17 protein-coding genes and 1 pseudogene are annotated in these 21,504 nt (G+C 39.9%); 5 read left to right on the top strand and 13 right to left on the bottom strand.

The window, feature by feature from the left end; all coding sequences use genetic code 11:
• Positions 1 to 287: 287 nt before the first annotated feature.
• Both P3J6_RS17945 and P3J6_RS17950 read left to right on the top strand, forming a co-directional pair.
• Entirely contained in the window at positions 288 to 3,035 is a 2,748-nt protein-coding gene (locus P3J6_RS17945) for a S9 family peptidase (RefSeq protein WP_198523698.1), read from the top strand.
• 157 nt (positions 3,036 to 3,192) lie between these two features.
• Entirely contained in the window at positions 3,193 to 4,116 is a 924-nt protein-coding gene (locus P3J6_RS17950) for a Fic family protein (protein WP_198523699.1), read from the top strand.
• A 62-nt stretch (positions 4,117 to 4,178) separates the two neighbouring features.
• Here P3J6_RS17950 and P3J6_RS17955 read toward each other — a convergent pair whose 3' ends face one another.
• The gene (locus tag P3J6_RS17955; RefSeq protein ID WP_198523700.1) at positions 4,179 to 5,363 is read right to left on the bottom strand and encodes an NAD(P)/FAD-dependent oxidoreductase; all 1,185 of its coding nucleotides are present in this window, start codon (positions 5,361 to 5,363) and stop codon (positions 4,179 to 4,181) included.
• A gap of 307 nt (positions 5,364 to 5,670) precedes the next feature.
• Here P3J6_RS17955 and P3J6_RS17960 point away from each other — a divergent pair, with 307 nt between their 5' ends.
• Positions 5,671 to 7,794, top strand: a complete 2,124-nt coding sequence (locus tag P3J6_RS17960) for a S8 family peptidase (protein WP_198523701.1) — start codon at positions 5,671 to 5,673, stop codon at positions 7,792 to 7,794.
• Between the two features lie 68 nt (positions 7,795 to 7,862).
• Here P3J6_RS17960 and P3J6_RS17965 read toward each other — a convergent pair whose 3' ends face one another.
• The 7 genes from P3J6_RS17965 to rplU all read right to left on the bottom strand — a co-directional run bounded on the left by P3J6_RS17965 (position 7,863) and on the right by rplU (position 13,448).
• Positions 7,863 to 8,336, bottom strand: a complete 474-nt coding sequence (locus tag P3J6_RS17965; protein ID WP_138609012.1) for a peroxiredoxin — start codon at positions 8,334 to 8,336, stop codon at positions 7,863 to 7,865.
• 64 nt (positions 8,337 to 8,400) lie between these two features.
• Positions 8,401 to 10,341, bottom strand: coding sequence for a methyl-accepting chemotaxis protein (locus P3J6_RS17970; RefSeq protein WP_198523702.1), 1,941 nt, complete (start codon positions 10,339 to 10,341; stop codon positions 8,401 to 8,403).
• A 193-nt stretch (positions 10,342 to 10,534) separates the two neighbouring features.
• Positions 10,535 to 10,909, bottom strand: coding sequence for a DUF3718 domain-containing protein (locus P3J6_RS17975; protein ID WP_010391650.1), 375 nt, complete (start codon positions 10,907 to 10,909; stop codon positions 10,535 to 10,537).
• 82 nt (positions 10,910 to 10,991) lie between these two features.
• Complete coding sequence (gene folA / locus P3J6_RS17980; protein WP_171039647.1) at positions 10,992 to 11,483, bottom strand: type 3 dihydrofolate reductase; 492 nt, start codon at positions 11,481 to 11,483, stop codon at positions 10,992 to 10,994.
• Between the two features lie 74 nt (positions 11,484 to 11,557).
• Positions 11,558 to 12,709 carry an Obg family GTPase CgtA gene (gene cgtA / locus P3J6_RS17985; RefSeq protein WP_138609008.1) on the bottom strand — a complete coding sequence of 384 codons (1,152 nt, stop codon included), beginning with the start codon at positions 12,707 to 12,709 and terminating at the stop codon, positions 11,558 to 11,560.
• Between the two features lie 153 nt (positions 12,710 to 12,862).
• Positions 12,863 to 13,120, bottom strand: a complete 258-nt coding sequence (rpmA, locus tag P3J6_RS17990; protein WP_008114963.1) for a 50S ribosomal protein L27 — start codon at positions 13,118 to 13,120, stop codon at positions 12,863 to 12,865.
• Between the two features lie 16 nt (positions 13,121 to 13,136).
• Positions 13,137 to 13,448 (bottom strand): 50S ribosomal protein L21, encoded by a 312-nt coding sequence (gene rplU / locus P3J6_RS17995; protein ID WP_138609006.1) that lies wholly within the window; start codon positions 13,446 to 13,448, stop codon positions 13,137 to 13,139.
• A gap of 423 nt (positions 13,449 to 13,871) precedes the next feature.
• On the opposite strand from rplU, the gene ispB reads away from it, so the two are divergent.
• Positions 13,872 to 14,843, top strand: coding sequence for an octaprenyl diphosphate synthase (ispB, locus tag P3J6_RS18000; RefSeq protein ID WP_138764886.1), 972 nt, complete (start codon positions 13,872 to 13,874; stop codon positions 14,841 to 14,843).
• 76 nt (positions 14,844 to 14,919) lie between these two features.
• Here ispB and mdh read toward each other — a convergent pair whose 3' ends face one another.
• On the bottom strand, positions 14,920 to 15,852 hold the full coding sequence (mdh, locus tag P3J6_RS18005) for a malate dehydrogenase (RefSeq protein WP_008466462.1): 933 nt from the start codon (positions 15,850 to 15,852) through the stop codon (positions 14,920 to 14,922).
• Positions 15,853 to 16,077: 225 nt separating this feature from the next.
• Here mdh and argR point away from each other — a divergent pair, with 225 nt between their 5' ends.
• Positions 16,078 to 16,545, top strand: coding sequence for a transcriptional regulator ArgR (gene argR, locus P3J6_RS18010; RefSeq protein WP_008466460.1), 468 nt, complete (start codon positions 16,078 to 16,080; stop codon positions 16,543 to 16,545).
• A gap of 55 nt (positions 16,546 to 16,600) precedes the next feature.
• Here argR and P3J6_RS18015 read toward each other — a convergent pair whose 3' ends face one another.
• From P3J6_RS18015 to P3J6_RS18030, 4 genes and pseudogenes are all read right to left on the bottom strand, one after another.
• The gene (locus P3J6_RS18015; protein WP_138764887.1) at positions 16,601 to 17,500 is read right to left on the bottom strand and encodes a Dyp-type peroxidase; all 900 of its coding nucleotides are present in this window, start codon (positions 17,498 to 17,500) and stop codon (positions 16,601 to 16,603) included.
• A gap of 39 nt (positions 17,501 to 17,539) precedes the next feature.
• Entirely contained in the window at positions 17,540 to 18,595 is a 1,056-nt protein-coding gene (locus tag P3J6_RS18020) for an ABC transporter ATP-binding protein (RefSeq protein ID WP_198523703.1), read from the bottom strand.
• A pseudogene (locus tag P3J6_RS18025) lies at positions 18,596 to 20,227 on the bottom strand (ABC transporter permease).
• On the bottom strand, positions 20,227 to 21,231 hold the full coding sequence (locus P3J6_RS18030; RefSeq protein WP_178956613.1) for a Fe(3+) ABC transporter substrate-binding protein: 1,005 nt from the start codon (positions 21,229 to 21,231) through the stop codon (positions 20,227 to 20,229). Before P3J6_RS18030 ends, P3J6_RS18025 begins: the two are co-directional and overlap by 1 nt.
• Positions 21,232 to 21,504 lie beyond the last annotated feature (273 nt).

Below are 21,504 nucleotides of genomic sequence, written 5' to 3' on the forward strand. Positions count from 1 at the left end.
ATACCTTGTTAGTGATGCTAACAAGGTATTAAATAAACCACTTCCACTCCTATTTTTTCACAGATGCCTACCACCTCGCATCCCGTAGCTCGAAAATTTTACCTTTTACCTTTTACCTTTTACCTTTTACCTTTTACCTTTTACCTTTTACCTTTTACCTTTTACCTTTTACCTTTTACCATTCATTTTTAACCTCTCATCTCTGCCCTGCTACCACTTATCGTATCTACTCGAATTGTTATTAAAACTAGTTACAATAAAATAATGTTAAAAAACGAGAATCTATAATGAAAACACAACTCACTCTTATAGGCTGTGCACTTATTACCAGCTTAACGAGCGCCAGTGCCTTAGCAAATAAGCCATTAGAATTTAAAGATGTATTTGATTTTAAATCTGCAAAAGGCACACAGCTTTCTGAAAATGGTCAAATCCTCTCTTTAAGTGCAACTCCTTATCGTGGCAATGCCACTGGGCAAGTCTACTCGCTAAATAACAACAAGCTTATTGCTGAGGTAGAGCGAGGCACTCGCCCTACAATTAACAAAATGGCGAACTGGGTCGTATTCACCCAAGTGCCTACCCTACTTGAAAAAGAGACCACTAAGAAAAAAAGTGATTTAAAAAACAATCTAGTATTAGTGAATACCCAAACCGGTGAGCAACAACGCTTTAATGACGTAAAAGATTACGTACTCGCTAATAACGGGAAGTGGCTTGCCTATCGTAAAAATGAGAGCACCGACGCGGATGATAAAAACGCCGATAACGATAGCGCTATCACAGCTGATAAAAAAGATAAAAGCTACCCGCTGGTTGTCGTCAACTTAAGCGATAAACGCACCCACACTCTTGAAAGTGCCTTCACCTATGATATTAGCGCCACCAGCGATCAGCTATTAGTGAGCCAAAGCTATGTGGATGGTAACAATAATCAAATTACTTTGTTTTCACTCGATGATTTTACCAGCACGGCATTAATTGATGAGCCGGGTGTGGTTGCCAGCAAAATAGCTTGGCATCCAATCAATAAGAGTGTTGCATTTACCTTAGGTAACTATGTGAACGATGATAAGCGCCGCCGCCAGTACAAATTAACGCTTTGGCAAAACGAGACGCTTACCACTGTGCAGTCACCTAACCCAGAATGGTTAATGGGTAAAACCGCGACATTAACGTGGGCCGAAGATGGTACACGCTTGTACTTTGAAAACCGCCCAAAACTTGCTGAAAAAGTTAAACAAAAGGAATATACCGATGAGTCGTCATTGTATGACTTTGAGGTTATTCGCGACCAAAAAGGGTTAAATGTATGGCACAACAACGATGCGCAAATTAAACCTCGCGAAGAGCAGCAATGGAATGAAAGTAATAAGAATCGACATTACACGGCGGTATACCATGTAAACTCGCAACAAGTTGTGCAGTTAAGCACACCAAATATGCCTGAGGTCGCACTTAATACTGAACGCGCGGATTCATTATTAGGTTACTCAAATTTAGCTCATCTTGAAAAAGTAATGTATGGCGGTTTTTTTGCTGACTACTTTGCTGTTGATATAAAAACGGGTAAACAAACCCCTATTATTAACGACTACCCATTTAGACCTAGCCTTGCGCCTAATGGTCAGTTTGCTGCTTACTTTGATAATAACCAAGTACAGCTTAAAAACTTAGGCAATAACAAAGTGAGCGTACTCAGCAAAGCGGTTAACGCCATCTTTGCCGATGACAAACACGATTATCCATCTAAGCAGCCTGGCTATGGCTTTGCTGGCTGGCTTAACGATAGCAGCGAAATACTGGTTTATAGCAAATACGATATTTGGTCGTTTAATGTAAATACCAAGCAAGCCAAACGCTTAACTAATGGTAAACAAAGTAATACTCAGTACAGAGTGATCACACTTGATAAAAGCCAAGTGGGCTTTAACAGTAAGGATACGCTGCTGCTCTCTGCAATTAACTTACAAAGTAAGCAAAGTGAGGTGGCTAAACTTAATTTAACAACGCTTAACGTTACTAAACTACTCACAGGCAATAAACGCTTTGATGTAATTAAAAAAGCCAAAAATGCCGATAAATACTTATTTATTGAGCAAACCTATCAGCAATTCCCTGATATTTATCAAACAGACTTTAGCTTCAAACAAGCACAACAAGTCACTAACCTTAATCCTCAGGTAACTAATTTTGCTTGGGGAGAAAAGCCTGAGCTTATAAGCTATAAAGGCTTTGATGGAGAAGATTTACAAGGGGTATTAATCAAACCTGCCGGCTATAAAAAAGGCGATAAAGTACCGGTTGTGGTGTACTTTTACCGCTATATGAGCCAGCGTATGTACGATTTCCCTAAAATGGAATTAAATCATCGCCCTAACTTTCCGATGTTTACATCAAATGGCTATGCCATCTTTTTACCTGATATTCGCTTTGAAATAGGTCATCCAGGTAAGTCTTCAACTCAAACCATGATCAACGCCACTCAAAAGCTGATTGATTTAGGCATTGCCGATGCTAATAAAATAGGGTTACAAGGCCATTCATGGGCGGGTTATCAAAGCGCGTTTATGATCACTGAAACTGATATGTTTAAAGCTGTAGTTTCGGGTGCGCCAGTGTCTAACATGACCAGCGCCTACAGTGGCATTCGCTTAAAGTCAGGGCTTGCTCGCCAATTTCAATATGAAACAGGGCAAAGTCGCATTGGTAAAAACTTATTTGAAGCCCCTGAGCTTTATATTGAGAACTCACCAGTCTTTTTTGCGGATAAAGTAAATACCCCTATTCTGATTATGTTTGGTGATAAAGATGATGCTGTGCCATGGCATGAAGGCGTACAATATTACTTAGCGCTGCGCCGTGCGGGTAAAGATGCTACATTTTTACAATATGAAGGTGAACCGCATCACTTAAAGCAATTCCCTAATCAGGTAGATTTCTCCGTGCGCATGATGCAGTACTTTGATCATTACTTAAAAGGCAAGCCAGCCGCTAAGTGGATGAAAGAGGGTGAAGCGTTTATCGAAGAGTAACTAATAAACCGGCGCTATTTGGCGTCGGTTTAACATTTAAAACCAGCAATTAAAGACTATATAAAGTTTTAAATAAATACTAAATCACTATTAAAACTGACTTTTATACCTAGTTCGCGTATTCTAATCTCCTGATTTAAACAACCTCTATAACGAAATGAGCAACGCCACTCCCCCATTTTCAATCTCAGCCAGCATGACTCACAGCATTGCAAATATTAGTGAAGCTTTAGGTAAAATCAGTGCCTTATATTCGCCAGCAACTATTGAGCACTATAAGCAACAAAAACCCACCTCTATACAAATGAAAAACTCTGAGTTTCAATTCACAGCATCTGACCTATCAAGCCCAGATAGCTTATTAGCTCTGCATCGCAGCTTAATGAAAAATAAGGCTGAAAAGTCAGGCTGTTATAGGGAGCAAAGTCTAGCGTTAAAAAATGGCTTACAAATGGCACCACAAGCAATTCGAGTGCCACAAATGGTAGAAGAATTATTTGCGTGGTTTAATACAACTAACCACCACCCTCTAATCAGTAGTGCAGTATGCCATTATGAATTACAGTTTATTCAACCGGTTGCACAGGGTAATACTGAGCTAGCGTGTGTGTGGCAAACCCAACAATTATCACAATGGCATACGCTGTTTTCATTGCTAAACATTCATAACTTAATAGCGGCAACACGCCAACGATACTTTGAAAGCATTAACCTAAGTACCAAAACCGGTGACTCATCCGTGTTTATTGAGTACATGTTAGAGACATTACTTTCAGCATTAGATATTTTAGAAAGTGATTTAAAATCAATAACAAAAAGCCAACCCCCACAACAACCCCCTCAAGTTAAAAACACTATACACTTAGACATACAAGCCCCCCAAGTCATCGCTTTAATAAATGTATTTAACCAAAGCGAAAAACCATTAAACCGACAAGAGCTACAAAACCAGCTAGGGTTAAAAGATCGAAAACATTTTAGAGAGCGCTATTTAAAACCTGCAATTGATGCAGGCATAATCGAAATGACTATTCCCGAAAAACCGAATAGTAAAATGCAGCAATATAGACTTAAAAGTTAGAAATAAAAAATGCCACTTAAGAGCTTAAGTGGCAGGTTTAATAAGCCGCGCTGAGCGATTTTTTATGCGTATTGCCCAGCAGCAAATCCACAGCTCCACGCGTATTGAAAATTATAGCCTCCTAGCCAACCCGTTACATCGGTTACTTCGCCAATAAAATATAAACCTTTGGCTTTTTTAGCCTCAAATGTTTTAGAGCTTAACTCGTCGGTATCTATACCACCTAAAGTCACTTCTGCAGTTCTGTAACCCTCAGTACCATTTGGCTTAATTTGCCACGCATGAATATAATCAGCAAGCGCATCAATTTGGCTATGCGTTAGCTGATTAATATTGCAATCAGGAATAGCTTTACTGTTATGGAGTATTTCAACAAAACGCTTAGGAAGGATAGTAGCGAGGCTATTTTTTAACGATTTTTGCGCTTGCGTTTCTCGCCAATCGGCTAGCTGTTGCTTTAAATCGAGTTCAGGTAATAAATTGATCGTCACCGCCTGACCTGCTCGCCAAAATGAGCTTATTTGTAATATGGCAGGCCCGGATAAGCCGCGGTGAGTAAATAAAATATTCTCTTTAAATACAGTACCATCTTCGCTTGCAACTTCACAAGGAATACTAATGCCAGAAAGCCCTTCAAAACGCTCTTTATCGTGTTGATGTAAGGTAAAGGGAACTAAAGCAGCCATCGTCGGCAATACCTTTAAACCAAATTGCTCTGCAATTTTATAACCTATTGGCGTCGCGCCAAGTTTAGGCATAGTTAAACCGCCCGATGCGACAACTAACGACTCGCAGGTCAGAGTTTCTTGCTCAGTTGTGACACTGTAACCTGTTGCTGTTTTAGCTACATTTAACACTTCGCTGCGTAGTTTAATTGTAACACCCGCCCACTCACACTCTGTTAGTAAAATATCAACAATGTCTTGTGCGCTATTGTCACAAAATAATTGTCCCAATGTTTTATGGTGATACGCCAAACCATGTCGGTCTACAAGCTCTACAAAGTCATGTTGGGTATAACGACTTAAGCACGACTTTACAAAATGGGGATTAGTGCATAAATAGTTATTAGGGCTCGCATTTTCATTAGTAAAATTACATCGCCCGCCACCACTAATTAAAATTTTACGTCCTGGCTTTTTACCCATATCAAGCACTGTAACACTTCGGCCGCGATATCCTGATTGTGCTGCACACATTAAACCTGCAGCTCCGGCACCGATCACTATCACATCAAGGTGAGTCATTTGGTCATCTCTTAAAAACTTTGGTGAATTATAACAAAGTTTCGGTAACAACAAGATAGCTGTTATATTGTTTTTAATTTATCAATAAAGATTAAATAATGATAAAAAACACCAAATAAATCTAATACATTAGGATCGTCAACACAATAAAAACAAATACAAAACGACTGAAAGGTTACTAAATTCACGGTTATAACTAAATGAGATAGGCACATACGTATTTAATATTTCAAAATTATTAACAGATCATTTACCTTTGTACCCACTTTGTGGCTTTCCACAAATAATAATAAAACTAAGGGTAATTATGACTTCTAATAATTCATTTAAAAAATGCGCTGTTGCGCTAACAATAAGTACACTATTTGCAGCCAGCTCAAGCATGGCAAATCCAGCACAAGCAATCGCACCATCAATGGCTGAAACCTCAGTTAAAATGCAAAATCAAGGTGGGTTTGAAACTCAGTTCATTATCAAATATAAAAATAGTAGCGATATAATGAGTACATCAACAGCTGAAGCATCGCCTGCAATGATGAATAAAAAAGCGCAAAGCTTTGTAAAAAACTTCACCTCAAAAAAAGGTAAAGTTAAAGCTAAATATATCCGTGCAATGGCATTAAATGATCATCACGTAATGCGTGCCGACAAAAAGCTCAATGCTGAAGAAGCACAACAGTTTATGCAAGAAATGGTCAATTCAGGCAATGTTGAATACATTGAAGTCGATCAAATGTTAAAGCCATTTGCAACACCAAACGACCCTCGTTATGGCGACCAATGGCATTACTATGAGCAAGCCGGTGGCCTAAATCTACCAACAGCCTGGGATACTGCTACAGGTAGCGGCGTGGTTGTAGCTGTTCTAGATACTGGTTACCGTCCGCACGCTGATTTAAACGCCAATATTTTACCTGGCTACGATATGATCTCTAATCTATCAGTCGCTAATGATGGCAATGGCCGTGATAACGATGCTCGCGATCCAGGGGATGCTGTTGCAGCCGGAGAATGTGGTGATAATGGAGCACAAGGCTCTAGCTGGCATGGTACTCACGTAGCAGGCACAGTCGCTGCTGTGACTAATAATGGTGAAGGCGTTGCTGGTGTTGCTTACGACGCCAAAGTAGTGCCAGTACGTGTATTAGGTAAATGTGGCGGCTTGACCTCAGATATTGCTGACGGCATTATTTGGGCTTCAGGCGGAAACGTATCAGGTACATCTACAAACCCAAACCCTGCAGATGTTATAAACATGAGTTTAGGTGGTGCAGGTACATGTAGCTCAACGACTCAAAATGCGATTAATACTGCACGTAACAACGGCTCTGTTGTTGTAATAGCTGCAGGTAACGATAACGATAATTCTGCAAACTACAACCCGGGTAACTGTAATGGAGTTGTTAATGTTGCATCAGTTGGTCGTAACGGTGGCCGCGCATATTACTCAAATTATGGTAGCAATATTGATGTAGCAGCACCGGGTGGCGCACAAAATTTTGCTAATGATTCTGAAGGTGTTTTATCTACTTACAACTCAGGCTCAACAACACCATCAAGCGACAGCTATGGTTTTTCGCAAGGTACATCAATGGCCGCCCCTCATGTTGCAGGTGTAGCAGCGTTAATCAAACAAGCAAAACCAAACGCGACACCTGATGAAATAGAAAATATTTTAAAAACAACAACTCGTGCATTCCCAGCAACTTGTACTAACTGTGGCACAGGCATTGTTGATGCTGCCGCTGCTGTTGCAGCAGCCTCTGGTGGTACACCACCGCCAACATCAGGTGATAATGAGCTTATTGATGGGCAAGCGAAAACAGGCTTAAGCGGTGCGACAAGTACACAAAACTTTTACACTATGACAGTCCCAAGCGGTGCTACTAATGTAACTTTCACAATGAGTGGTGGTACAGGTGATGCTGACTTGTATGTACGTGCTGGTAGTAAACCGACAACGAGCACTTATGATTGCCGTCCTTACAATGAAGGTAACAGTGAAGAGTGTTCTATCGATAACCCAACTTCAGGTACTTATCATATAATGCTAAACGGCTACTCAGCCTACACTGGCGTTAGTTTAGTCGGTAACATCACAGGCGGTTCAGACTCAGGCACACCACAAGCGGGTGGCGGTACAGTATCTGATGTTTCTGCAACAGCAGGTCAGTGGAAGCATTACACGCTAGAAGTTCCTGCTGGCATGGCTAACTTTACTGTAACAACATCAGGTGGCACTGGTGATGCTGACTTATTTGTAAAATTTGGTAGTCAGCCAACCAGCTCAAGCTATGATTGCCGCCCATTTAAAACTGGTAACGCCGAAACATGTACATTTAGCAACCCTCAAGCAGGCACATGGCATTTAAGTGTTAATGCGTATCAAACCTTCTCAGGTTTAACGCTAAGTGGTCAATACCAGCCATAGTCCATCTACTCTTTTAATAAAAAGCCGATATATATGTATCGGCTTTTTTACTGATAAACGCAGATTAGTTATAGTTTAGCTAAAACGACTTCAGCGCTACTTATTACAAATTCTTTTTCTTGCTCGACAAATAATTGGTTAACAACACCATTATCTACAACCATAGCGTAACGTTTCGAGCGCAAACCACCAAAGCCTGCGGTATCTTTTTCAAGACCTAAAGCACGAGTAAAACTAGCATCACCGTCTGCCAGCATATCTATATGCTCTGCATTTTGTGACTCACCCCATGCTTTCATCACAAATGCATCATTTACCGATACACAGTAGATAGCGTTAATACCCTTAGCCTTAATTTTATCGGCTAGCGCGATATAACCAGGCAAATGAGCATTCGAACAAGTGGGTGTAAAAGCACCAGGCACCGCAAATAACACAACTTTTTTATCTGTAAATAATTCATTATTAGTGAGTGTTTGCATACCTTTATCACTAAGCTGAGATAAATTTACTGCAGGTATTGTCTGACCTTGCTCTATCATATTAATTCCTTAGGGTAATTAAATAGTCTTTTAGCATACAGATTAATATTTAATTCGTCTTCGATTAATCGCTGTTGTTATCTAAACCTAAACCTTCTTTAATAGATGTCATTTGCAACTCTAATTGCGAGCCTATATCAGCAACTAATTCACTCGACTCACTTACTTGGCTTTTCATATCATGCATTGATAGAGTAAAGTCACTAAGGAAATTACTTTGTTGTTTAGCCAATTCCATTGCATCAATCGCAACTTTATTAGCCTGCTGCGCATTATCTGCAACTCCTTCAGAGTTTGCTTTAAGCTCTTGAGCATTTGCAGTTTGTAACTGTGCATCCTCAGTTAATGCATTGATTTGTTTATAGACTTCTTGAGAGTTTTCGCTTAGTAGCGCCAATTGATCATTAATCTCTTTTAACGAACCTTGAGTCTGCATAGCTAATTGCCTTACCTCATCAGCAACCACGGCAAAACCTCGACCTTGCTCACCTGCTCTTGCTGATTCAATCGCAGCATTCAGCGCGAGTAAGTTTGTTTGCTCAGCGATGGTACGTATGACCGTAATAATATTGCTTACTCCCTGTACCCCGCTCAGTAATTCCTGAACACTATGCATACCTTGCTCAATACGCTGCTGTGTATCAGAACTGGCATTAAGCATACTTTTGGCAAAACCAACACTTTGTTGCATTGCTTCATAAGTACTTTGAGCATTTTCAGCAGCTTGAGCATTGATATGATTAACCTGCTCGCCAAGTTGCTGAATATTAAGAAGCAGTTCTTCATTGTGATTTACCTGCTGATAACTCGCATTACTTTTTTGACCTATCGTGTATAAATGCCCACTCATCTGCTGCATGAAATCACTGACTACATTAAGCATATCTGCTCTTTCTTGCGCTTCCAAACGCTGGCGTTCAATTAACTGGTTAAAATACTGCGCTATTTCACCCACCTCTGTTTTAGGGTTATTCACTGTAATATTTTTTAACTCATTACTTTCGATTAAGAATGCAAACCCATCTCGCAGTTGTCGTAAAGGTTGTAAAACCTGTCTGCGCTGTACCCAATAAACACCAAAAGCTAATATTACTAGTCCACCTATTGCTATTCCAAACACCCAGAACACTTGTTGCTTTACGGTATCTTGCTGCGCTTTTAATGTTTGCTCTGCCTCAATCACTGTATTTGATAGTAAGCTAATTTGTTCGCGTAACTCATTCGTTCCTGAACGACGTAGTTTTGATTGCGATAAAGTACTGCTTAAATCACGCAGATAACGTTTAGGCCAACTCACCAACTCTGCTTTTATTTCAGCAGCCAAATCTTCAGGTTCTTCATCTACAAATAAAGCAAATTCATCAACCTCAGTCATTACTCCTAAGTTAGGTAGCTGCTCAATTTTTACCGCCAGTAAGTTTAGGGTTTTTATGCTTTGTTGCAGGTTTTTTTCTATCTCAGGTTGATAATTATTTAGCAGTTGATAAGTCGATAGTGATAAATTAACCACTTCACTGTAATAATCACTCGCTAATTTATAATAATTAAGAGCGTTACTGGCTTGCGTTGATGCTTTTTGCGCATAATTAATAAGTGAAGAGGCTGAGCCCGCCATTTGCCTAAGCGCGTTATCTAACAGCGCAGTTTCATTGCCAGAGAGTTTTCCAAGTGATCTGTATTTACCATTAATATCTGTATTTAATGAAGTTAATTGTTCAGCTAAACGAGCTTCTAACTCATGAGGAAGCACCGTTAACTGTTGGGCTTTAAGTTGCTCAATCAAGGTAGATGATTGTTTTAAGTATTGGCTATTACCTTGCGCTAAGTAACTCTCTAATTGATTGGCAAGCTCAACCATTATGCTATTTTTTAAATGGCTGTATGCGCTATCTTGTTGCTGAAGCTTTAGTAATGTATGGCTTGCCCATAACAAGGTCGCGGCTAGAAGGATACTTGCAAATGTTAGTAAAATGGCTAGTAAACGGGTAAAAAATGATACACGCATAAATATATCTCAAAACTGAAATACACATAGAGTATTGAATTTTTATGACATATTTATGTAACAAGAGTAATAAGGATAAATACGTGAGGGAATTAGACTTAAAGGTAGTTAGACAGGATGTAAAATGACAATTTATCTAAGTAAATAAAAAACCGCGTTTAAACGCGGTTTTTTTTATTAATTAAGCTTTTATTTAAAGGCCTGCACGGTCTTTAATAATAGGGATTAAAGGTGAGCCTGCATGATTTGCCTCAGCCCAAGCAATATCTGCACCGTCTTCAAGTGAGCTCTTAGATAAGTTTTTAACAATGTACTCGCCTGTATCAACTGCATTACTTGCAACAGCATGACGCAATAAGTTATTACCATTACAAAAAACTGCATCATAGATATTACGAACTTTCACACGTGAACTTTTTAATTTGCTACGTAGACGGTTTTTATCATCACCAGCAATGTATTCACAAACTGAAACAGCTAACTGGTCATTAGCGCTTGCAGGCGCAGTATAAGCAAACGAACCCGCTGCAATAGCAGCAATTACAACTAGTTTCGGTAATTTAATCATTGATTGGACACCCTATATTAATACTTTTTTCGTACTCGACTGTTTAATATTGTACCAACACGCTCAGATTTTGGCAATAATGTTAAGAGACTTTATTCAAAGTTACGAATTTATAACTATATTTATTTTTCTCATCAGGCGCCATCAACATTTCATCTTCAATTTGCCAATTTGCAACACTTTGGTAATCAGGAAACTGTGTATCCCCTTCTACATCTAAGTCTATAAAGGTTAGATATAAGCGATGTGCTTGCTCTAAGAACTGTTGATAGATGTTTCCACCACCAATAATCATCACTTCGGCAATATCATTAACAAGCTCAAGTGCAGCTTCAGGAGTGGTTACAGTTTCAATTCCCGGTGCTTGATATTCAGTATTGCGAGTAATAATAATATTACGACGTCCAGGTAGCGGCCTACCTATCGATTCAAATGTTTTACGCCCCATAATAACGGGCTTACCAGAAGTTACTTTTTTAAAGTGCTGAAGGTCGCCAGGTAAGTGCCATGGCATTTTATTATCTAAGCCAATGACACGATTGTTTGCCATTGCTGCAATCATTGAAATTATCACACTAAATACCCAATACTTTATTATTAATCAAAGAAAAAGGAGCGTTAGCTCCTTTTAAATATATACAATTATAGTTAACGCTCGTAGACAACTTCTACGTCGTAATCATCTTCATCCCAATCATCCCAGTCATCATCATCGCCTTTAGTGGCTTTTTGATGGTAGGTATCCCACTTAAATTCAACTTCTTCATCTGCAACTTCAACAAATTTTTCTTTAGGCATGTTATCAAGTAGCGTCATGATGTCGTGAATTAATGGCTGAGTATTTAATTTATTAATTGCAGCAATACTATAAGTATTTTCAGACTCACCTAACTCTTCTGCAATTTGCTCACATAGAGCTTTGGCTTCATCTTCAGGCAATAAATCAATTTTATTAAATACCAACCAGCGCGGCTTTTCAGCAAGCTTAGGACTGTACTGATGTAGCTCATTGATGATTGCAAAAGCATTATCAACAGGATTTGAGCCATCAACTGGCATAACATCAATAATGTGTAATAACACACGACAGCGTTCTAAATGCTTTAAGAAACGAATACCTAAGCCTGCGCCGTCCGATGCACCTTCAATTAAGCCAGGAATATCGGCGATGACAAATGACTTATTTGCTTCAGGACGAACAACACCTAAATTGGGGATAAGCGTAGTGAATGGATAATCTGCTACTTTTGGTTTTGCAGCCGATACACTGCGAATAAAGGTTGATTTACCGGCATTAGGTAAACCCAGTAAACCTACATCAGCGAGTAGCATTAGCTCTAATTTAAGGTTACGCACTTCACCAGGTGTTCCGAGTGTTTTTTGACGAGGGGCACGGTTAGTACTTGATTTAAAACGCGCATTCCCCAAGCCATGGAAACCGCCTTTTGCAACCACAATTCGTTGACCATCTTGGGTTAAATCCCCTAATGATTCTTGTGTATCAACATCAATGATACGTGTACCAACAGGCACCTTAACAATCAGATCTTCACCTTTTTTACCGGTACAATTACGGCTTTGACCGTTAGTACCACGTTCTGCTCTATGAAAACGCTCAAATTGATAGTCAATAAGGGTATTTAAGTTTTCATCAGCTTGTAGATAAACACTACCACCGTCTCCACCGTCACCGCCATCAGGTCCACCATCTGGAACATATTTCTCACGACGAAAAGACACGATGCCGCTGCCACCGTCACCAGCTTCTGCGCGAATTTCTACTTCATCTACAAACTTCATGATTACTCACTTTAGGGATTGGCTTGTTAATAACTCTATTATATACCTAAGTGGCCTATAGAGCACACTGAGCATAAAAACACTTAGGTATATATTTAGAGCTGCCTAAAACAAAAAACCCCGCAAAGGCGGGGTTTTTAACTACCTTACTGATTACTCAGCTACGATAGTTACGTATTTACGGTTTAAAGGACCTTTTTGTTCAAACTGAACTTTACCATCTGCTTTTGCGAAGATAGTGTGGTCTTTACCGATACCTACGTTTGCGCCTGGGTGGAAACGAGTTCCACGCTGACGAACAATGATGCTACCCGCTAGAACTGATTCGCCACCAAAACGCTTAACACCTAGGCGTTTGCTTTCTGAATCGCGACCGTTACGAGTACTACCAGCTGCTTTTTTATGTGCCATTTCTAAGTACCTCTAATTAAGCGCTAATGCTAGTGATTTTAACTTCAGTGAACCATTGACGATGGCCCATTTGCTTACGAGAATGCTTACGGCGTCTAAATTTAACAACCTTAATTTTCTCACCGCGACCGTGTGAAACAACCTCAGCTGTTACTTTACCACCGTTTACGAACGGTACACCAATCTCGATCTTCTCACCATCAGCAACTAAAAGTACTGAATCAAATTCCACTGCCGCACCAGTTTCAACGTCTAATTTTTCAAGACGAATCGTTTGACCTTCAGTCACACGATGCTGTTTACCACCACTTTGGAAAACCGCGTACATAATTAACTCCGTCTGTGCACCCTCAAATCGGCGCAACTAAAATATTCTTCGATAGGGCGCGAAGTTTACGCTAACGCGAAATAACTAGCAAGCCTATTTTTATAATTAAATGAATAAAAAGTAGCTACATTGAGGGCAATTCAATATTTCCCCTATTTTATATGAAAATCCCCCTTTGCCAAGCGCTTTTTAACGGTTACAGAAAATAAATTTGTAATAACAAAGCAAGCCCATATAGTTCAATTAACCGCCAGGGGTGATTCAAAATTAAACCACGCCGTTTAATCATTTATTCAGCTAGTTAATAGGTCATTTAACCTACTTAAGGGTGTTTTTTTAAGGAATCATCACAAAATATCGAGCTGATGCGTTTTTTGTTGTACAATCTGCGCCGTTCACACATTAAAATTGGCTCGGAGATCAATGGATATAAAAGCTATCCAGGCGTTAATCGAAAGCGATATGAATGACGTCAATCAACTAATACATGCGCAAATGCGCTCAGATGTGGCGTTAGTTAATCAACTTGGTTTGTATATTGTTAACAGCGGTGGCAAACGTGTTCGCCCCATGTTAGCTATTTTGGCGGCTAAAGCGCTAGGTTACCAAGGCAAAGATCACATTACGCTAGCAACAATTATTGAATTTATTCATACCGCAACGCTTTTACATGACGATGTGGTAGATGAATCTAACTTGCGCCGTGGCACACCCACAGCAAATGCCGAGTTTGGTAATGCCGCAAGTGTCCTCGTGGGAGACTTTATTTATACTCGCTCGTTTCAGCTAATGGTAGGCCTTGGTAAAATGCAGATAATGCAAGTGTTGGCCGATGCAACCAATATTATTGCTGAAGGCGAAGTGCTGCAATTAATGAACTGTAATGACCCAGATACTACTGAAGCCAGTTATATGCAGGTTATTTACTCTAAAACCGCTAAGTTATTTGAAGCTGCAACCGGGCTAGCTGCCATTATAACTGAGCAAGATGACAGTGTATTAAACGCACTCAATTTGTACGGTATGCATTTAGGCACTGCTTTTCAGTTGGTGGATGATGTTTTAGATTACAACGCCGATGCCGACCAACTGGGTAAAAACATTGGTGATGACTTAGCTGAAGGCAAACCTACATTACCACTAATTTATGCCATGAAACACGGTAGCGAGCATCAAACACAGTTAATAAGAGATGCAATAGAGCACTGTAATGGTATGGCGCATCTAGATGAGATACTCGCTGCACTTAAACATACCAATGCCCTTGAGTTCACTATGCAAAAAGCAGAGCAAGAAGCAGAGAAAGCGATTGCTTGTTTAGATTGCTTAGCTGAGTCGAATTACAAGCAAGCATTAATTAGCTTAGCTAGAATAGCGGTTGATCGCGACCACTAAGTTATACTGTGTAGATAATTCCGAGCAATAAAAAAGCCTGCAAATGCAGGCTTTTTTTATGGGTTAATTTTGGCTATTACGCCATAAAATCAACACCTTCTTTAATGTCTTTTTTCAGAGTTTCAAGCATGTCATTTTTTGCTTGCTCTTCAAATGCGCTTAGTGTGCCGTAAGAAAGAATTTCTTCTACGCCATTTTTACCTAAACGTACTGGATGTGCGAAGTACTCTGCATCACCATTTTCAACAGCAACGTATGCATAATCTACAACGTCTTCACCTTGTAAGCCTTTAACTAAAGACATACAAAAACGTGCAGCAGCAGCACCCATTGATAATGTTGCAGAACCACCGCCCGCTTTAGCATTAACTACTTCAGTACCCGCATTTTGGATACGTGGAGTCAGTGCAGCCACTTCTTCATCAGTGAAAGTAACACCTTCAACTTGAGAAAGTAACGGTAGAATAGTTGTACCTGAGTGACCACCAATTACTGGAACTTTAACGCTTGCTACGTCAACGCCTTTAAGCTCAGCAATGAACGCTTCTGAACGGATCACATCGAGTGTTGTAATACCAAATACACGCTTAGCATCGTAAGTTCCTGCTTTTTTAAATACTTCAGCAACAATTGGTACAGTACCGTTAACTGGGTTAGTAATAATACCCACAAGCGCTTTAGGACAGTTAGCAACAATGCCTTCTGCTAATGTTTTGATGATACCAGCGTTAACATTAAATAAATCAGCACGATCCATACCAGGCTTACGTGGCATACCCGCTGGAATAAGAACGATATCACAGCCTGTTAGTGCCTTATCTAAATCGTCTGCACCAAAACCTGCAACTTTAACATCTGTTGGGATGTGAGAAAGGTCAACAGCAACACCAGGAACTACTGGCGCAACATCATATAGTGATAATTCAGAGCCAGCTGGTAAGCCTGTTTTTAATAATAAAGACAACGCTTGACCGATACCGCCTGCAGCACCTAATACAGCAACTTTCATTGGAATTCTCCGTGATTTGAGGTAGGAAATATTTGTGGTTCATAAGATAAAGAAATTAACGACTAAAAACAAATTTATCCTGCTTATTTTAGCTATATTTTCGACCATAGTTGTAAACTTTGCTGTTTAAACGCAGCAAAATGGCAACTTAAGCAAACATCTGCTGCATAATTATGCATTTTTGTGTAGAATTTGCAGTATCTATTACATAACTAATTAGACACTATGCAACCACAAGATAAACAAGAAGCATTGGTTAAAGCCTTTAAAGCACTTTTAAAAGAAGAAAACTTTGGCTCACAAGGCGAAATAGTTGATGCGTTAAAAGAGCAAGGCTTTGATAATATTAGCCAGAGTAAAGTGTCGCGAATGTTAAGTAAGTTTGGCGCGGTACGCACCCGTAATGCAAAACAAGAAATGGTATACTGTTTACCCGCTGAAATGGGGGTACCAACCGCTAAGAGCCCGTTGCGCCAGCTCGTTATTGATATTATGCATAACGAAATGATGATTATTATTCGCACCAGCCCTGGAGCTGCTCAACTCATTGCGCGTTTACTTGACTCATTAGGCAAAGCTGATGGCGTATTAGGCACTATTGCCGGCGATGATACTATTTTTATAGCACCAGCTAAAATCTCAGAAATAGACCTCACACTAGAGCGTGTTCGTATTTTATTTGATACAGTTTAATCACTAACGCTGTAATAAAGGCGGCTATGAATAATACATAGCCGTTTTGTAATTGTTATAACTGCTTTAAAAATCGTACTGAGGGGGCAAAAAATGCAGAGCCCATATCCGCCTGAGTAAAATCAAGCCAGTGATCATAATTCTCTCCCTGCCCTAGTCGGCTAGTTAGCACTTTTTCGAATGCATCCCCTTTAGCAGAGCACGTAATCACTAACATACCTTGCTCATACACATCGCCATAAGGCATGCTTTGGTTAAGTAACAGTGCCTGACCTTGGTCATCTTTTAATTCACTGCGGGTCGCATGGCTGCTCTCAAGTGCGGGGCTGAGTAAGGTATTATCAAGGCGTGTGCGACCCATTATTTGCTCTTGTTCATGTAATGACAAATGCTGCCACAAGCTCAAGTCATGTTTGAAGCGCTGCACATGAATGTAACTACCTTGGTCTTCAAAACTATCCGGTTTGTTTATTAATGCCGTTACACGCTTTTGACGGCCATGTGGGGTATCGCCCGCATAAATAAAGCCATTAAAATCACGGCCATCTAAAAAGCGAAAATTACGAATTTGCTCCACCAGCTCAACATCAGGGGTGAATAGTTTGAGTATTTGTAGTGCAAACAAATGATTCACGTCTTCTCTGTCTGAGCGGATTTGTACAAACAAATCACATGGCCTTGCACTCATAACAAAGTCGCTATGGGTAATATTAGGAAAGCTTTGCAGCTCACTTGGCATGAAGTCAGGTAAAATATGTGGCCAATATTGCGCACCAATTGCCACCATGCAAGAAAGCATAGATTCAGAAAACTGATCACTAAACTCATCTTCAATATCGCTCACTTTTTTAAGCTTAGCGCGAAGTGATTCGTCGTGACCATCAAGTACATTAAAAAATAAGTGCAAACCGTGTAAGTTTGCTTCAGCACAAATCCCTGATTGCGCTTGCACCATTGTTATTCCTTACTTTTTAGAGCAAAACACAGTGATTAATTACGATTCAAAAAAATTCACAGTGTGCGGTTTTATTTTTATTATAACCTGTTCATTAATTTCAAATGACTGGCCATACTGAGCTGCAACTTCTATTTCTTGTTCAGCAATAACCACAGTGTATACATAGGCAGAGCCGATGAAACGACTACTTAGTATTGTAACGCACTCACACTGCAGCAGCTCGTTATTGTTATTAGTGGCAAGCTCAAGCTGGTGTGGACGCACATAAATAACCCCCTTTTCAGCCACTGCGTGTTGCTGTGGCAGTATTGACTTAACCACACCAAACTGCGTTTCATATTCAGTGGCTGTTAATGCAGTTGCGCTTAAGTATATGCCCTGACCCAGAAATTCTGCAACCTCCTTTGAACTTGGTTTAGCAAAAAGCTGTTCTGGGGTGCCTTGCTGCGCAATTTTACCTTGGTGCATAACCGCCAGTGTATCTGAAAATGCAAACGCCTCTTCTTTTGAGTGAGTAACAAATACTGCCGACACTTGTTGAGCTTTAATAATACGTCTTATATCAGCGATTAACTCAAATCGGACTTGGGTATCAATATTAGAAAACGGCTCATCTAACAATAGTAAGCTGGGTTTATAAGCTAATGCACGCGCAATCGCTACCCGTTGCTGTTGACCACCAGAGAGTTGATGTGGGTATCTATCGGCACAACCAACCAAGTGCACAAGTTTTAACATTTCATCCACGCGAGCCTGTTTATCCGTTTTGCTCATACCGCTTAGACCAAAGCCAATATTATTCGCCACCGTTAAATGTGGGAATAATGCGTAGTCTTGAAACATCATGCCAATATTACGATGCTCTGGTGACACAAACGTATTGGCGTCACTGACTAACTTACCATCAATAAATACCTGTCCTTGTTTGGCTTCAATTAACCCTGCAATGGCTTTAAGCGTGGTGGTTTTGCCGCAGCCACTGGCACCGAGTAAACACACTATTTCGTCTTTACCTAAGGTTAAGTCTAAATCATCTACAACCTTAGTCCCGTCATATGCATAGCTTACACCTTGTAAAATCAAACTACTCATTTAACTACGTTGCTCCATTGAACGGTTAATAAAATATAACGGAATAAAACCTACCACCACTATAAATAAAGCTGATATGGAGGCCAGCTCTAATTGTTCGTCGCTAACATATTGAAACACGTGCGTAGCTAAACTTTCGAAATCAAAAGGCCTTTACAGTAAGGCTGCGGGCAGCTCTTTCATACACTCAATAAATACTAATAAACCAGCGGTTAATAAGCCTCGGCGTAATAAAGGCAAATGCACTAAGCGTAACGTGTGGCCTTGGCTTTTCCCCATTGACTGACTTGCCATATCAAGCGAGGGGCTAATACGTGAAAAGCTTGATTCTATGGCACCATGAGCAACTGCGTAAAAACGCACAATATAAGCAAAAGTAATCGTTAGTAAACTACCAGTAAGTAATAAACCAATATCTAAGTTATAAGGAGTCAGAATACGGTTAATAGTATTTTCTAATAGGGTGAGTGGCAACAATACAGCAATAGCTAATACTGTCCCAGGTAGTGCATACCCGGTACTTGCTAAGCGCCCAGGTATAAGTGGGTTTACTTGTTTTGCAATGCGCTGATAAAACACCACTAAAACACTCAATACAATAGTCACTACACTCACTACTGCAGCCACTTTCAAACTTTGCCATGCATAGCTAAAAAATTCACTACTCCACGCTTGATCAAAATACGTGATTGCATACTTGAGCAAAACAACCATGGGAATAATAAATGAAATTATTAAAATAAGGCTACAAAAGCCTGTTGCTAACCATGCAGACTTACCTTTAAGAATATAAAGCGCCTCACTATTCACACTTGACTGACGCTCAAATACAGCTTGGTTACGACGGCTAAAACGCTCGGTGATCAATGCTAAGAATAGCAGTAACAACATCACCCCTGAAATTTTTGCTGCTGCAGTTAAGGAGTAATAACCAAACCAAGTATCGTATACTGCGGTGGTTAATGTACTGACTGCAAAGTAGCTAACGGTAGCAAAATCAGCCATAGTTTCCATACTGATCAAAGCCAGCGCAGCAACAATAGCACCACGAGAAAGCACCAAGCTTACTTTAAAAAAGCTTTTCCATGCACTTAATCCCATTAATTGGCTTGCTTGGACTAATTTAAAGGATTGTTCACGTAGTGCGGTTTTAAAAATTAAATATAAATACGGGTAGAGTACCAGCGCAATCATGATGATAGCCCCTGGCAAAGTGCGTATATCAAAAAACCAGTAATCACTGGGTGATTGCCAACCAAACCACTCTCTTAGTGTTATTTGTACCGGCCCCGCGTAGTCGAGTAAATCGGTGTACACATAAGCAATAATATAGGTAGGCATGGCAAGCGGCAGCATCAATGCCCATTCAAACTGTTGTTTGCCAGGAAAACGGCAATAAGCGGTGAGCCAACCCAGTGGTAACGCAATAAGACAGCTAAGTAACCCTACACCTAAAACCAGCAATACGGTATTACTTATATAGTCCCACAGCACGGTATTCCACAGGTGGGTAAATACCTCTGAGTCGCCTTGTAAAGATTCTACTAGCAGAAAAAACAACGGGGTCGACAGTAATAACCCTGTCGACCACGCAATAAGCTGCCACTTCGACAGCTGAAATTTATAAGTCATTAAAGATCGAACTTCACCTCATCAATTAGCTTAAGGGCTAACGGACGATATTTGCTAATTTCATCAAGCGGTAAGCTGTCTTCCTTAAAGCTTCCCCATGATGCAACCAAACTTGAAAGCTTAACACCTGGCTTGACCGGATACTCCATATTGAGCGAGGCATACATATTTTGCGCCTTATTGTCGGTCATATACTCTATAAGTTTCAAGGCATTTTCAGGGTTTTTAGCATACTTAGTAATTACCGCACCCGATACGTTAATATGCGAACCACGGTTAGTTTGGTTTGGAAAATTAATATTAACCGCATCTGCCCACGGTTTTTGCGCTTCATCTTGCAACATTTTACCTAAGTAGTAACTGTTACCTAAAGCTAAATTACATAAACCTTCTTTAACGGCTTTCACTTGCGCACGGTCATTTCCCTGCGGCTTACGCGCTAAATTCGCTTTTACACCCTCAAGCCATGTTTTAGTCTGTACTTCACCATGATGAGCAATCATAGAAGCCACTAACCCTAAATTATAAGGGTGTTTACCAGAGCGAGTACAAATTTGACCTTTATATTCAGGTTCGGCTAAATCTTCATAACTCAGCTCAGGTAATGGACCTAAACGCTCTTTTGAAGAGTAAACATTTCGCACTCGCTTAGTGAGCGCCACCCACTGACCATCGCCATCACGAAATGCAGCCGGCACATTATTATTAACCTGCTCACTATCAATTGTTTGCGTTAGCTTTAGCTCTTCTAACTGAATTAACGCACTAAAGTTAGAGGTTAATACTAAATCTGCTTTGCTGTGCTTGCCTTCACGCTTAACACGTTCTATTAAGCCTTTTTTAGCAAACACAACATTAGTTTTAATGCCTGTTTGCTGTGTAAAATCATCTAAAATAGGTTTAATTAAAAAAGGTTGTCTAAATGAGTAAATATTCACAACATCGGTTGCAACAGCAGGTGCTGAGACAATTAGTCCAACGACAAGCGCTAGTGTTTTTTTCATATTTTCTTACCTGACTAATAATTATTATCATTAATTTTACCGCGATGAACTAAAAAGTGCACACTTTATATAATTACTTAGTGATAAATACGCCCAAAAAAGAAAACCCTTGTAAGATATCTCTTACGCTTATGGCAGTAAATGAGTAAAAACACCCTGCATAACACCCCATAAATACAGCAAGCCATTGTATTTTAAATAATTTATAAATATTTCATTTGTAAGAACATAAACCATAAGCGGTTTTATCCTACATTTACTGCAAATCACTCT

Source organism: Pseudoalteromonas sp. 3J6 (assembly GCF_903995135.1).
Lineage (GTDB): Bacteria > Pseudomonadota > Gammaproteobacteria > Enterobacterales > Alteromonadaceae > Pseudoalteromonas.